Annotated in this window: 11 protein-coding genes; 7 read left to right on the top strand and 4 right to left on the bottom strand. The window is 69.6% G+C overall.

The window, feature by feature from the left end:
- Window positions 1-543: 543 nt before the first annotated feature.
- From AC3IMC_RS07345 to AC3IMC_RS07335, 3 genes are all read right to left on the bottom strand, one after another.
- Window positions 544-2,220: a formate--tetrahydrofolate ligase gene (locus AC3IMC_RS07345; RefSeq protein ID WP_490917736.1), complete on the bottom strand. Its 1,677-nt coding sequence runs from the start codon at window positions 2,218-2,220 to the stop codon at window positions 544-546.
- Window positions 2,221-2,327: 107 nt separating this feature from the next.
- Window positions 2,328-3,593 (bottom strand): D-inositol-3-phosphate glycosyltransferase, encoded by a 1,266-nt coding sequence (mshA, locus tag AC3IMC_RS07340; protein WP_490917735.1) that lies wholly within the window; start codon window positions 3,591-3,593, stop codon window positions 2,328-2,330.
- Between the two features lie 76 nt (window positions 3,594-3,669).
- Complete coding sequence (locus tag AC3IMC_RS07335; RefSeq protein ID WP_490917734.1) at window positions 3,670-5,106, bottom strand: family 4 glycosyl hydrolase; 1,437 nt, start codon at window positions 5,104-5,106, stop codon at window positions 3,670-3,672.
- Between the two features lie 91 nt (window positions 5,107-5,197).
- Here AC3IMC_RS07335 and AC3IMC_RS07330 point away from each other — a divergent pair, with 91 nt between their 5' ends.
- The 6 genes from AC3IMC_RS07330 to tsaD are packed head-to-tail and all read left to right on the top strand — an operon-like array spanning window position 5,198 to window position 10,463.
- Complete coding sequence (locus AC3IMC_RS07330) at window positions 5,198-6,289, top strand: carbohydrate kinase family protein (RefSeq protein WP_490917733.1); 1,092 nt, start codon at window positions 5,198-5,200, stop codon at window positions 6,287-6,289.
- Window positions 6,290-6,345: 56 nt separating this feature from the next.
- The gene (gene alr, locus AC3IMC_RS07325) at window positions 6,346-7,584 is read left to right on the top strand and encodes an alanine racemase (RefSeq protein WP_490917732.1); all 1,239 of its coding nucleotides are present in this window, start codon (window positions 6,346-6,348) and stop codon (window positions 7,582-7,584) included.
- The gene (gene tsaE, locus AC3IMC_RS07320; protein WP_490917731.1) at window positions 7,581-8,183 is read left to right on the top strand and encodes a tRNA (adenosine(37)-N6)-threonylcarbamoyltransferase complex ATPase subunit type 1 TsaE; all 603 of its coding nucleotides are present in this window, start codon (window positions 7,581-7,583) and stop codon (window positions 8,181-8,183) included. Before alr ends, tsaE begins: the two co-directional genes overlap by 4 nt.
- The gene (gene tsaB, locus AC3IMC_RS07315; RefSeq protein ID WP_490917730.1) at window positions 8,177-8,848 is read left to right on the top strand and encodes a tRNA (adenosine(37)-N6)-threonylcarbamoyltransferase complex dimerization subunit type 1 TsaB; all 672 of its coding nucleotides are present in this window, start codon (window positions 8,177-8,179) and stop codon (window positions 8,846-8,848) included. The genes tsaE and tsaB overlap by 7 nt, the downstream gene beginning before the upstream one ends.
- 44 nt (window positions 8,849-8,892) lie before the next feature.
- Entirely contained in the window at window positions 8,893-9,375 is a 483-nt protein-coding gene (rimI, locus tag AC3IMC_RS07310; protein WP_490918093.1) for a ribosomal protein S18-alanine N-acetyltransferase, read from the top strand.
- Window positions 9,372-10,463: a tRNA (adenosine(37)-N6)-threonylcarbamoyltransferase complex transferase subunit TsaD gene (tsaD, locus tag AC3IMC_RS07305; protein WP_490917729.1), complete on the top strand. Its 1,092-nt coding sequence runs from the start codon at window positions 9,372-9,374 to the stop codon at window positions 10,461-10,463. The genes rimI and tsaD overlap by 4 nt, the downstream gene beginning before the upstream one ends.
- A gap of 22 nt (window positions 10,464-10,485) precedes the next feature.
- On the opposite strand, the gene AC3IMC_RS07300 is transcribed toward tsaD, so the two are convergent.
- Complete coding sequence (locus AC3IMC_RS07300; protein WP_490917728.1) at window positions 10,486-11,637, bottom strand: glutamate--cysteine ligase; 1,152 nt, start codon at window positions 11,635-11,637, stop codon at window positions 10,486-10,488.
- A 373-nt stretch (window positions 11,638-12,010) separates the two neighbouring features.
- On the opposite strand from AC3IMC_RS07300, the gene AC3IMC_RS07295 reads away from it, so the two are divergent.
- Window positions 12,011-13,459 (top strand): glycoside hydrolase family 3 N-terminal domain-containing protein, encoded by a 1,449-nt coding sequence (locus tag AC3IMC_RS07295; protein ID WP_490918092.1) that lies wholly within the window; start codon window positions 12,011-12,013, stop codon window positions 13,457-13,459.
- Window positions 13,460-13,463: the final 4 nt, after the last annotated feature.

Here is a 13,463-nt window from a genome sequence, read left to right as displayed (position 1 = left end):
GTGCTCCTGGAAGTGCAGCAGGCTTGCTGAGATGCAGTTCGTTGGAGTCGGATAACCCAGGGGGCAGGACCGAACTGCGGAGTCGAGCCGCCGTTATATGTGAAATCCATGCTCCTGGCGTTGCCTCCGACAATGCGCGGGCGGCGTCCTCAAGATGGAAGTTCCATGCGGCGGGGCGATAGAGTCCCCGACTGACGTGTTCAACGTCAACGCGCCGCAAGCGGTTGTGGTTCAGGCCAGCGCTCTTGGATCTCTCGACTGTGAAAGGCCTGCTGGCCAAGTGCGCGGGCAATGGCGGATGGGGTCGCATACTGCATTCTCATGCAATCAGCCGATAGCCGCGTGAAGTTATCCACAAGCCCCTGCTGTCCAAGAACGGGAACTGCGGTTGACGTCGGCCAGAGGTGAAGCCGGGTTTGGGGAATGGGTGTCAGAGGTGAGCCGGGGTTTATAAAAGGCCTGCCAAAGGTGAGCGGGGGTTCCGAAAAGAGGTGTCAAAGGTGAGCGGGCGTTCCGAAAAGAGGTGTCAAAAGTGAGCGGGGGTTAGGTGAGGCCGACCGGGTTTCCTTCCGCGTCCACGTCCATCCGGAGGGCTGCCGGGTCGGCGGGGAGGCCAGGCATGGTCATCACCGCACCCGTCAGGGCGACGATAAACCCCGCGCCGGTCTTGGGCAGCAGGTCTCGCACGTGGATGGTGAAACCCTTGGGGGCGCCGAGGCGGGAGGCGTCGTCGGTGAAGGAGTACTGGGTTTTGGCCATGCAGACCGGCAGCGAACCCCAGCCGTTCCGCTCGATCTCGGCCAGCCGCTTCAGTGCCGGCACGGAGAAGTCCACGCCGTCGGCACCGTAGATCTCCTGCGCGATGGTCCGGATCTTGTCTTCCACGGGCAGCTCCAGCGGGTAAAGGTGCCGGAAATGGGTGGGCCGCTCCACCGCCTGCGCCACCAGCGCGGCAAGCTCGTTACCTCCGTCACCCCCGCCGCCGCGTCCCCACACATCCGCGACGGCGGCCTGCACGCCTTCGCCGGCGCACCAGGCCAGCAGCCAGTCGAGTTCCTCCGGCGTATCCGAGGAGAAACGGTTGATGGCCACCACCGGAGTAACCCCGAACTTTTCCACGTTCCGCACGTGCCGGCGCAGGTTGGCCACGCCGGCCTCAAGCGCGGCCATATCGGGCTGGCCCAGCCGGTCCTTGGCCACCCCGCCCTGCATCTTCAACGCCCGGACCGTAGCCACCACAACGATCGCCGAGGGTGCCAAACCGCCGACCCGTGCCTTGATGTCCATGAACTTTTCCGCGCCCAGGTCGGCCCCGAAACCGGCTTCGGTCACCACAATGTCCGCCAGCCGCCGGGCCGTTTGCGTGGCGGTCAGCGAGTTGCAGCCGTGCGCGATGTTTGCGAAGGGTCCGCCGTGCACCAGCGCGGGAGTTCCGGCGATGGTCTGCACCAGGTTGGGCTTGATGGCCTCCTTGAGCAGGAGCGTCAAAGCCCCCTCCACCCCAAGATCCGCGACGGTGACGGGGGCGCGGTCGTAGGTGTAGCCGAACGTGATCCGGCCCAGGCGCGCACGGAGGTCCGCCAGGTCGGTGGCCAGGCAGAAGACGGCCATGACCTCGGACGCCACTGTGATGTCGAACCCGTCCTGCCGGGGCACGCCCTGGGTGGGCCCGCCCAGGCCAATCACCACCTCCCGCAGCGCCCGGTCGTTCATGTCCAGGACGCGTTTGAAGGTCATCCGGCGCGGATCGATGTTCAAGGCGTTGCCCTGGTAGATGTGGTTGTCCACCAGGGCCATGAGCGCGTTGTTGGCCGAGGTAATGGCATGGAAGTCACCGGTGAAGTGCAGGTTGATCTCATCCATGGGAAGGACCTGCGAATAACCCCCGCCGGTGGCTCCGCCCTTCATCCCCAGGACCGGACCGAGCGAGGGCTCGCGCAGGGCGATCATCACCTTGTGCCCGGCCCGGGCCAGGGAATCGGCCAGTCCCACGGTGGTGGTGGACTTCCCTTCGCCGGCCGGGGTGGGGGACATGGCCGAGACCAGCACCACCTTGCCGTGCGGGGCCGGCGCGGCGAGGCGGCCGGGATCGATCTTGGCCTTGTACCGCCCGTACTGTTCCAGCGCGTCAGGATTAATCCCCGCGGCGGCCGCGATCTCTGCGATGGGCTGGATCCTGGCGGCCCGGGCGATCTCGAGATCAGTGGGAAGAGCAGACATCCTTGTCCTTTCGTGCGCAGTCCTGTCCTGCGCCGTCCTTTCCGGCGCAGTCCGGCGCCGGAGACCTGCCCCTAAGCTAACAGCAGGCAGGCGGTGGACGGAGAAAATCAGGAAGCCGGAACGGCCCGGGCGAGGCGGGGTGCCACGTGGTTGTCGACGGCGGCATGGTAGCTTTCCAGCGTGATGGCCGCTGTGCGCTGCCAGCCGGAATTCTGGGCGCGGATGGCGGCGGCCCGCCCCAGGTCTTCGCGGGTGGCGGGGTCGTCGTACAGCGCTTCCAGCGCATCGGCCCAGTCGGCGGCGTGGTGGCCGTCCACGAGGAGCCCGGTGCGGCCGTGGAAGATGGCACGGGAAAGCCCGCCCACGCGGGTGGCCACCACGGGCGTGCCGCAGGCCTGGGCCTCAAGCGCCACCAGGCCGAAGGATTCGCTGAAGGAAGGCATCACCACGACGTCGGCCGCGCGGAACCAGGACGCCAGCTCAGGTGCCTTCACCGGCGGCAGTTGCGTGACGACGTCGTCCATTCCTGCCTCGGCGACCAGGCACCGAAGGTTGAACTCCTTGTTGCCGCTCAGCGATCCCAGGATGGTGACCCGGAGGTCGATGTCGGGACGGCGCTTGCGCAGCAGCGCGGCGGCCTTGACCAGGACCTGTGGCCCTTTCAGCCGCTGGATGCGGCCGGCGAACACCAGGTGGAAGGTGTCGGGGCTGATGCCGTGCTGCGCGCGGGACCTGGCCCGGAACGCCGGGGTGAAGGTGCCGAGGTCCACGCCGGGCGGCGCGATGTCGATGCGGTCGTACGTGGCGCCGTAGTGCGATACCAGTTCCGCCGCTTCGGCGCTGGTGTTGGCGATGAGCCGCGCGGCGCCGTCCACGATGCGCTGTTCACCCAGCTCACGACGCCGTGGCTCAGGCTGTTCGCCGGATTCCAGCAGCAGGTTCTTGACCTTGGCCATGGTGTGCATCGTGTGCACCAGCGGCACACCCCACAGTTCGGACAGCTCCAGTCCTGCAATCCCGGACACCCAGTAGTGCGAGTGGATCACGTCGTAGCGCCCGTGCGGCTGGCGGCTCCGGATCTGTTCGATTTCCGCCACCATGGCGTGCAGCAGCCCGGGAAGCTCCTCCTTGGGGATCTTCTTCGGCGGCCCGGCCAGGACGTTGTGCACGCACACACCCGGATCGGGGTGTTCGACGGCGGGCTGGCTGGCTGAGGTGGCGCGCGTAAAGATTTCCACCTCCACGCCGGCCTCCGCCAGTGCCGAGGCGAGTTCCCGGATGTAGACGTTCATCCCGCCGGCGTCACCGGAGCCCGGCTGCTCCATCGGGGAGGTGTGGAGGGAGAGCAAAGCGACCCTGCGGATCAGTGCCACGGGACCTCCTTCCGGCCACCGGCGCGCGTCAGCGGAACCGGGCGAGTGCACATTCGAAAAAACTCTACTCCTTCCCCTAACGCCCGCCGCCCTGCCAGATCTTCCCCAGCTCCGGGTGCACCTCCTCGTAGCCGGAAAGGAGCTGCGCGGCAAGGTCCTCGGAGTCCACCAGGGGATGCCGGGCGAAGGCCGCCAGGGCAGCGTCGCGGTGGCCCTCGCACGCGGCCTGGACGGTGAGCCGCTCCACTTCCTTCACGCGCCGGAGCAGTCCAAGCTGCGGTTCGGCCGGCACGTCCTGGGGCAATGGGATGGCGCCATTGTGGGTGACCGTGCAGGGAACTTCGACGACGGCGTCCGCGGGCAGGCCGGGAATGGCCGGTTGGGGAGCAGGCGGGCGGGTCGTGGCCGGCGGGGCTGCCTCTCCACCGGCGGGCGGCAGGGTGTTGCGCGTGTTGAGGACCAGCTGGGTGCCGCCGGCCGGGCTTTCCTCGGCCCTTCCGGAGAGCGCGCGCATGGCCGCCAGCGCAACCCGCTCATAGCCGCCGCCGGCCAGGTCCTCCTCATTCCGCCGTTCGCCGTCATGACGCGCCTCGGCCAGGTACCCCTCTTCACGGGACCGCCGTGCCTCCTCCCACAGCCGGTACGCGTCCGTACCGGCTGCAGCGAGCCGGGGGTACAGCTCCTGCTGCTGGACGTGGATGGTCTCGCCGCGGGTCCGGGACATCGCCCCCATCGCCTGGCGGGCGGCCGCGGCCTGGTAATAGTAGAAGAGGTACTCGTTGGGCAGCAGGCCGAGGTTTGCCAGGAACTCCTGCGGGAACAGCCTGCCTTCCTCGAAGGACTGCAGGGCGGCGCCGTCCGAAAGCAGGTCCGGCAGCACGTCCCGGCCCCCGGACTCCAGCCGGTACAGCCAGCCCAGATGGTTCAGGCCGTAGTAGCCCACGCCGTCGAGCGATCCCTCCGGCAACGCGACCCCGGCAGCCTGCGCCGCGCGGTGCACCAGGCCGCCCGCGGAGTCGCAGATCCCGATCACCTGCGGGCCGAGCAGGGGAATCAGCGCTTCGGTGACCATCCCGGCGGGGTTGGTGAAGTTGATCAGCCACGCGTCCGGGCACAGTTCCCGCATCAACCGGGCCAGGTCCAGCATGGGAGGGACGGTCCGCAGGGCGTAGGAAATTCCGCCGGCCCCCGTGGTTTCCTGGCCCAGCAGGCCGAGTCGCTGCGCCACCTTCTCGTCAGCGACGCGTCCCGCCGTGCCGCCGGGCCGGATGGCGGCGAACACCACTTCTGTTCCCGGCAGGGCTTCGCGAAGGTCGGTGGTGGCGTGGATGCGCAGGGGCGCGTTCTGCCCGCCGGGCATGCTGTGCAGCACCGCGGTGACCGCATCCAGCCGGCCCGCATCGACGTCGTGCAATACGAGTTCGGTGACCAGCCCGGCATAGCGGCCGGACACCAGTGCCCGGTATATCAACGGCACCCGGAAACCTCCGCCGCCGGCAATCAGAAGCCGCATACCCAGCAGTCTAGGCCCGCCCGCCGCTGGCCTGCCCCTGCGTGCCCCCGGCCCCTACCGAAGCCTCCCGGCACGGCGTATTGTGCCGAACATGGACGCGATTCCCGCCCGCCCGTTCGACCCCCTGGCCGCCGTCAGGTCACCTGCCGAGCCGGGATTCGATGTGCTGCTGGCCGGCACGGTCTTCCAGGACATCATCTTCACCGGCTTGCCCCACGGGCCCGAACCAGGGACGGAAATCTGGAGCGAGGGAATGGGCAGCTGCCCGGGCGGGGTGGCAAACCAGGCCATCGCCGCAGCCCGGCTGGGCCTGCGCACCGGGCTGGCCGCCGCGTTCGGGGATGACGGCTACGGCGACTTCAACTGGAAGATCCTCTCCGGCCAGGAGCATGTGGACCTCAGCCTGTCCCGCCGCGTCCCGGGCTGGCACTCCCCGGTCACCGTGTCGCTCTGCGTGGACCAGGACCGCTCGCTGGTGACCCATGGCCACTCCGCCCCCGTAACCAACTCGGAGCTGATCGGAAAGCCGCCCCGGGCGCTCGCGGGCATCGCCGAGGTGGGCCTGGAAGTGGAACCGTGGGCCCGGTCCGCCCAGGCGGCGGGGGTCAAGCTGTTCGGCGATGTGGGCTGGGACCCCAGCGGGGAGTGGGCCCCGGTGCGGCTCGAAAACCTGCAGTATTTCTATGCCTTCCTGCCCAACCAGCGCGAGGCCATGGCATTGACCGGCAAGGACAACCCCTGGAGCGCCCTCTACGCCCTGGCGGACCGGGTCCCCGTAGCCGTGGTGACCCTTGGTGCGCAGGGCGCCATGGCTGTGGATTCTGAAACCGGGGAGGAGGAGTGGGTTCCGTCGCTGCCGGTCAAGGCACATGATCCCACCGGTGCGGGCGACTGCTTCGATGCTGCCTTCATCGTGGGGACCCTGGCGGGCTGGCCGTTGGGGAACCGTCTGCGGTTCGCCAACCTGTGCGCGTCGCTGGCCGTGCAGGAGGTGGGCGGATCCTTGGCTGCCCCGGGCTGGGGCGACATCGCCGACTGGTGGAAGCGCGCCAACGCCCGCCCCGAACGGCAGATGAGCCAATGGCTGCGGCGCTTCGCGTTCCTCGCTGACATCCTCCAGGATGTACCCCAGGCAGCCCAGCGCCGGGCGGCCGCTACCATCGCGCACCTTTCGGACGCGTGAGGGCCGGCTGGCACGGCGATTATTCGGCCGGAAGTGCCCGGACTAGAATCAGTTAGGTGACCTACCCCGCAACAACCGGTGATTTCAGCGCTGCCCCAGGGCCGGACCCCCGCCACGAACGGTCCGCCGTCATTGACCTGGACGCCATCCGCCACAACGTCCGCCGGCTCGCCGCCGCCGCGTCTCCCGCGAAAGTCATGGCCGTCGTCAAGGCCGACGCTTACGGCCACGGCGCCGTTCCTGTGGCGCGCGCAGCGCTCCAGGCGGGCGCCTCCTGGCTGGGGGTCGCCCACATCTCCGAAGCCTTGGCGCTGCGCGCCGCGGGCATCGACGCACCGCTGCTCGCCTGGCTGCACACCACGGACAGCAACTTCGGCGCCGCCGTGGCCGCCGGCGTCGACATCGGATGCTCCGGGTGGGAGCTGGAACGGATCGTCGCTGCGGCCCGGGAGCAGGAGCGCCCGGCACGGGTGCACCTGAAGGTGGACACGGGGCTGGGTCGCAACGGATGCACGCCGGAAGACTGGGACCGCCTGGTGGGTGAAGCCGTGGACTACCAGGACCAGGGCCTGCTGCGGGTGGTGGGGATCTTCTCCCACCTTGCCGTCGCGGACGAACCCGAGCGGCCCGAGACGGACCAGCAGGTGGCTGCTTTCCGGGAAGCGGTGGCCATCGCCGAAGATGCCGGCGTGGACCCGGAAGTGCGCCACCTTGCCAACACCCCGGCCACGCTCTCCCGGCCGGACACGCACTTCGACCTCGTCCGCGCGGGCCTGGGAATCTACGGGCTCTCGCCGTTCGAGGGGCAGACGTCCGCGGAGCTCGGCCTCCGCCCCGCCATGACGCTGCGCACCCTTGTCTCGCAGTGCAAGGAGGTGCCCGAGGGGCAGGGCGTCTCCTACGGCCTGCGGTACCACACCAGCGGTCCGAGTACGCTCGCCCTGATTCCGGTAGGTTATGCCGATGGTGTTCCACGCGTCGCCACCGGTGGTCCCGTCCGCGTGGCGGGAAGGACGTACCCGGTGGTGGGGCGGATCGCCATGGACCAGATGGTGATCGACCTCGGGGCTGAGCACGCCGGCGAGGGGCTGCTGGGCGTCGAGGCGGTGCTGTTCGGCGACGGTGCCGACGGCGGGCCCACTGCCGATGACTGGGCCCGCGCGGCCGGGACCATCAACTACGAAATCGTGACGCGGATCAGTCCCCGGGTGCCGCGGCGCTTCATCAACGAGGACGATCACGCCGCCACGGGCGCCGGCCTTGCCCGGGTTCACGGCGGGGCGGGGGCGGCATGAGCTCAGCGCAACCAGGCGCCCGGCCTGCTGCAGCCAACTGGGAAAAGACGCTGACGGCGACGACGGCGGACCAGACACAGGCGTTCGGCGAACGCCTGGCGGAGGTACTCCGGGCCGGGGACCTGCTGGTGCTCTCGGGCGAGCTCGGCGCGGGTAAGACGACGTTCACGCAGGGACTGGGGCACGGCCTGGGCGTCCGCGCCGGCATCATTTCGCCCACCTTCGTCCTGGTCCGGATCCACCCCAACCTGCCGGACGGTCCGCGCCCCGGCGGCCCGGACCTGGTGCACGTGGATGCCTACCGGCTGGGCTCGGCGGCAGAAATTGATGACATCGACCTCGAAAACACCATGGACTCGTCCGTGACGGTGGTGGAATGGGGCCACGACCGCGTGGAGCACCTCAGCGAGAGCAGGCTGGAGATCGACTTCCTCCGCGCCATCGGCCTGGGCGCCACGAGTACCGGAGGGCAGCCCGGAAACCTGGACTTCGACGCCGAAGACACCGACGAGCCGCGCACCATTGTGATGCGCGGGTACGGCCCCCGGTGGACGGCCGCCCCGGACCTCGACGGCAGCGAAGGGAACGCTCCATGCTGATTCTCGCCATCGACACGTCGGCGGTGGCCAGTGCAGCATTGGTCTCCGATGACGCCCCCGAGGCAGTGGTGGCCAGTTTCTCCACGGAGGACACCCGCAGCCACGCCGAGGTACTCGCCCCCGGGATCCACGAAATGCTCGCTGCGGCAGGCGTTACGGGCCAGGACATCGATGCGCTGGTGGTGGGGGTGGGGCCCGGACCGTTCACCGGCCTGCGCTCGGGCATTGCCACGGCGCGCACCCTGGCCTTCGTGTGGGGCAAGCCGCTGCACGGACTGGTGAGCCTGGACGCGGTGGCGTTGGAGGTAGCCGAATCCACCTCGGCAGTCCCCGAATTCCTCGTGGTCACCGATGCCCGGCGCAAAGAGGTCTACTGGGCCCGCTACAGCCTCAGCGACGGCCAGCTGCCCCTGCTGGAAGACGGGCCGCATGTGGGCTTCGCCGCGGACCTGCCGGGATTGCCTGCGTTCGGCGCGGGTGCAGGCCTCTACGCCGGTGCCCTCAAAGCCGATCCGGACTTCGCCCAGGAGCAACCCGACGCCCTGTACCTTGGCCAGTTCGCGCTGGCCCGGCTGGCATCCGGCGGCACCCTGCTAGATTCCACACCCTTGTACCTGCGTGAATCCGACGCCCAGGTGCCCGGACCCCGGAAGCGCGCCCTGTGAACGCGGCACCCGAAACCCGCCCCGCAAAAGTCACCGTCCGCGATATGACAGTGGACGATGTCCCCGCCGTCGAAGCCCTTGAGCGGCGGCTCTTCCCGATCGACGCCTGGCCGCTGCAGATGTTCCTGGACGAACTCGCCCAGCCGGAAACCCGCCGCTACCTCGTGGCCGAAGCCGATGGCGGCATTGTGGGCTACGCCGGGCTGATGTGCATCGAGCCCATCGCCGACGTCCAGACCATCGCCGTCGTGCCCGACTACGAGGGCCGCGGCATCGGCAGTACCCTGCTGACCGAGCTGATCAGGGAGGCCCGGCGCCGGTGGGCATCGGAGGTCCTCCTCGAGGTCCGCGCCGACAACCCCAGGGCGCAGAAGCTGTACGTCCGGTTCGGGTTCGAACAGATCCATGTCCGCCGCCGCTACTACCGGGACGGGGTGGACGCCCTGATCATGCGGCTCCGGCTCGCGGACGCCCCGAATGCAGGGGCCATTGATACCGGGGAAACAACGGAAGCAGGCAAACAATGAACCGCACGCAGCCGCTGGTGCTCGGCATCGAATCGTCCTGCGACGAAACCGGCGTGGGCATCGTCCGCGGCACCACCCTCCTGACGAACACCGTCTCCTCCTCGATGGATGAGCACGTCCGTTTCGGCGGGGTTATTCCCGAGATCGCCTCCCGGGCGCACCTTGACGCGTTCGTCCCCACCCTGGAGCAGGCGCTTGCCGAGGCGGGCGTGGAACTGGCGGACGTGGATGCCATCGCCGTCACGTCCGGCCCCGGCCTGGCAGGCGCGCTGATGGTGGGCGTGTGCGCCGCGAAGGCCTTGGCGGTCGCCACCGGAAAACCGCTTTACGCCATCAACCACCTGGTGGCCCATGTCGGCGTCGGACTCCTGGACGGCCGCGTGGACGGCCGCAAGCAGGAACTGCCGGAGAACCTGGGCGCCCTGCTGGTGTCCGGCGGACACACGGAGATCCTGCAGATCAACAGCATCACCAGCGACGTGGTGCTGCTGGGCTCCACCATCGACGACGCCGCGGGCGAGGCCTACGACAAGGTGGCCCGCATCCTGGGGCTGGGCTATCCGGGCGGCCCCGCCATCGACAAGACGGCCCGCACGGGCAACCCGAAGGCCATCCGCTTCCCGCGGGGCCTGACCCAGCCCAAATACATGGGGACCGCGGAGGAACCGGGCCCGCACCGCTACGACTGGTCCTTCAGCGGGCTCAAGACCGCTGTGGCACGCTGCGTGGAGCAGTTCGAGGCCCGTGGGGAGGAGATCCAGGTGGCCGACATCGCCGCAGCGTTCCAGGAAGCCGTGGTGGACGTTATCTCGTCCAAGGCCGTCCTGGCCTGCCGGGAGCGCGGCATCAAGGATGTCCTGCTGGGCGGCGGCGTGGCAGCCAACTCACGCCTGCGGGAACTGACCGGGCAGCGCTGCGCGTCCGCCGGAATCCGGCTGCACGTTCCGCCCTTGGACCTGTGCACGGACAACGGAGCCATGGTGGCCGCCCTCGGCGCCCAGCTGGTGATGGCCGGCGTGGAACCCAGCGGCATCGGTTTCGCCCCGGACTCGTCGATGCCCGTGACGTCGGTGTCGCTGCCGGCCTGATCGCCCCGAAACACGCAGCAAGTCAGGCGGTGGGGCCGTTGCGCATCTGCTTGACCAGGTCCAGGACCACGGCCTGCAGGTTCCCGCCGTTCTCTGCGGCCACCCGGCGCTGCCGCTGGTAGCCGGCGCCGCGTCGGATGATCTTCTCCACATCCGCAAGCTCGTCGGAGCAGCGCAGCTTCGCCGCCACCGGCTCCAGCCGGTTCAGCGTCTCCAGCAGGTGGTCCGTGACCAGCTGCTCCTTGCCCGCCGCGTCAAGGATGATGATCGCGTCCATGCCGTACCGGGCCGCGCGCCACTTGTTCTCCTGGACGTGCCAGGGCGGCATGGTGGGAATGGTCCCGCCGTTGTCCAGGATGGTGGAGAACTCGTCCACCAGGCACTGGGTGAGGGCGGCGATGGCGCCCACTTCCTCCAGGGTGGCCAGGCCGTCGCAGATGCGCATCTCGATGGTCCCCAGCGCGGGCACCGGCCGGATGTCCCACCGGATCTCCGAGATGGTGTCGATCACGCCGGTGGTGAACATGTCCTGGACGTAGGACTCGTATTCCTCCCATGACCTGAACTGGAAGGGCAGCCCGGCGGTGGGCAGCTGCTGGAACATCAGAGCCCGCTGCGACGCGTACCCGGTGTCCTCGCCGCCCCAGAACGGGCTGGACGCTGAGAGCGCCTGGAAGTGCGGGAAGTAGTTGACAAGGCCATCCAGCACCGGGAGGGCCTTGTCCCGGCTGTCGAGGCCCACGTGCACATGCACGCCGTAGATCACCATCTGCCGGCCCCACCACTGGGTCCGGTCGATGAGCTTGGCGTACCGCTCCTTGTCCGTCACCGGCTGCAGCTGGGGCGGGCTGAACGGGTGGCTGCCGGCGCAGAACAGCTCAACACCCATGGGGTCCGTGATCTCCCGGACCGCAGCCACTGAACGGCTCAGGTCCTCCTTGGCCTCCGCCGCGGTTTCGCAGATGCCGGTGACCAGTTCCACCGTGTTCAGCAGCAGTTCCTGCTTGATGTGCGGATGCTCGTCGTCTTCGTTGAGTTCGGGGTGGCGGGAGGCGACGCCGCGGAGCACCTGGTTGGCCACGGACGCGAGCTCGCCCGTCTTCCCGTCCACCAGCGCGAGCTCCCATTCAACACCGAGGGTTGACTGCCTCGATGACGCGAAGTCGATCTTCACACGCTTCCTAACTGTCCGGTTTGCCGCTGGCTGGTGCCGCTCACAGGCTGCGCCGGCTGGCGAACGGGTGGTTCAAGTCTAGTGCAGGGGTAGCATCGTATTGATGGCTTCGTTCCAGTACCTGCGTCACAGCCCGGCCCCACCCCTCCCCGTTATCCTGGCCCTCTCAGCCCTGGCGCTGGCCTCCTGCACCGCCTCCCCAAGCGCGGCCCCGCCGTCGTCCGCGCCCTCCACCGGCGCGTCGCCCACCCCTTCGGCAAGCACGACGCCGGCACCACCTTCCGCCTCCCCGTCGCCTGATCCCGGTTCCCGGCCCCTGGGGTGGGGACCCGAGCAGCGGGACGAGGACGCGGCCGCCGCGGCCGTGGCAGCCATGACGCCCGAGGAAAAAGCCGGGCAGGTCCTGCTCCCGTTCTTCAAGGGAAACCAGGTGGAGGCCCAGGCGGCGCTCATCCGGCGCCTGCACCTGGCCGGCTCCATCATCATGGGCGACAACGTGCCCCGCGACACGCAGGGGCAAGTGGACATGGCCGCCATGGCTGCCCTGAACCAGCGGCTGCTCCAGGCAGTTGCCGCCGACGGCCGCCGCTGGCCCGGGATCATCGCCGTGGACCAGGAAGGCGGCATGGTGGCGCGGCTCGGTGCGCCGCTGACCGAATGGCCGGCGCCGATGAGCTACGGGGCGGCCGGCGATGAGGCACTGACCCGGGAAGCCGGCAAGGGCCTGGCCGGAGAGCTGGTGCCCCTGGGCTTCAACCTGGACTTCGCACCGGACACCGATGTCACCGCCGGACCCCAGGACCCCACGATCGGCGCCCGCTCCATGTCGGCCGATCCGGCCGCCGCGGCGCGCCAGGGGGTGGCGTTCTCCCAGGGAATGCTGGCCGCCGGAGTGATGCCCACCGTGAAGCATTTTCCCGGGCACGGTTCGGTCACCGCGGATTCCCATCTCAGCCTGCCCGTCCAGCCTGCCGGCGTCGACGCGCTCCAGGCAAGGGACTGGAAACCCTTCCATGCGGCGGCCGCGGCCGGACTGCCCATCGCCATGACCGGGCACATCGCCGTGCCCGCGCTGGAACCCGGCGTGCCGGCGTCGCTCTCGGCGCCAAACTATGCGGCACTGCGCAGCCTGGGCTTCAAGGGCGTGGCGGTGACGGACGCCCTGAACATGGGCGCAGTGGACAAGCAGTATCCGGCGGGAACGGCCGCGGTGAAGGCCCTTGCCGCCGGCGCCGACCTGCTGTTGATGCCCGCCGATGTGGAGCAGGCCCACGCCGCCATCCTCCAGGCCCTCGCGGCCGGCAGCCTCCCCGCCGCGCGCCTGGACGAGGCGGCCCGGCGGGTGGCGACGCTGATGACCTGGCACGCCCGGACCACGCCGGCGGCGGGGACGCCGGGCGCAGGCGCCCCGGCCGGCAGTGGAGCGGCCCTGTCCACCCGGGTGTCGGCGTCGGCCGTCACGGTCCTGGCCGGTCCCTGCAAGGGGGCGCTGGTCCCCGGCTCGGTGCGCGTGGCCGGCGGGGGACCGGGGGACCGGGAACGCTTCGAGGCCGCCGCCGCCCGTGCCGGGCTCACCGTCGGTTCCGGCCCGCTGGTGAGCCTTATCGGCTATGGCGGGAAACCTGCGGGCGGGGACATCGCCGTAGCCCTCGACGCGCCGTGGCCGCTGCAGGATTCCACCGCGCCCGTCAAACTGGCGCTCTACGGCCGCAGCGACGCCGCCTTCGACGCGCTGGCCGCCGTGCTGGCAGGAAAGGCGCCCGCGCCCGGGAAGCTGCCCGCCGCCGTCGGGCCCTATGCAGCGGGAACCGGCTGCGCCTGACCCC

The organism is Arthrobacter sp. E70 (assembly GCF_058266945.1).
The sequence above is the reverse complement of the archived record's forward strand: the minus strand, read 5'-3'. Positions and strand labels throughout refer to the sequence as shown.

Excerpts from the sequence above, each read along its gene's own strand:
- AC3IMC_RS07345 (WP_490917736.1), bottom strand. The coding sequence starts at position 2,220 with ATGTCTGCTCTTCCCACTGATCTCGAGATCGCCCGGGCCGCCAGGATC.
- AC3IMC_RS07335 (WP_490917734.1), bottom strand. The coding sequence starts at position 5,106 with ATGCGGCTTCTGATTGCCGGCGGCGGAGGTTTCCGGGTGCCGTTGATA.
- AC3IMC_RS07330 (WP_490917733.1), top strand. The coding sequence starts at position 5,198 with ATGGACGCGATTCCCGCCCGCCCGTTCGACCCCCTGGCCGCCGTCAGG.
- tsaE (WP_490917731.1), top strand. The coding sequence starts at position 7,581 with ATGAGCTCAGCGCAACCAGGCGCCCGGCCTGCTGCAGCCAACTGGGAA.
- tsaB (WP_490917730.1), top strand. The coding sequence starts at position 8,177 with ATGCTGATTCTCGCCATCGACACGTCGGCGGTGGCCAGTGCAGCATTG.
- rimI (WP_490918093.1), top strand. The coding sequence starts at position 8,893 with ATGACAGTGGACGATGTCCCCGCCGTCGAAGCCCTTGAGCGGCGGCTC.
- tsaD (WP_490917729.1), top strand. The coding sequence starts at position 9,372 with ATGAACCGCACGCAGCCGCTGGTGCTCGGCATCGAATCGTCCTGCGAC.
- AC3IMC_RS07295 (WP_490918092.1), top strand. The coding sequence starts at position 12,011 with ATGACGCCCGAGGAAAAAGCCGGGCAGGTCCTGCTCCCGTTCTTCAAG.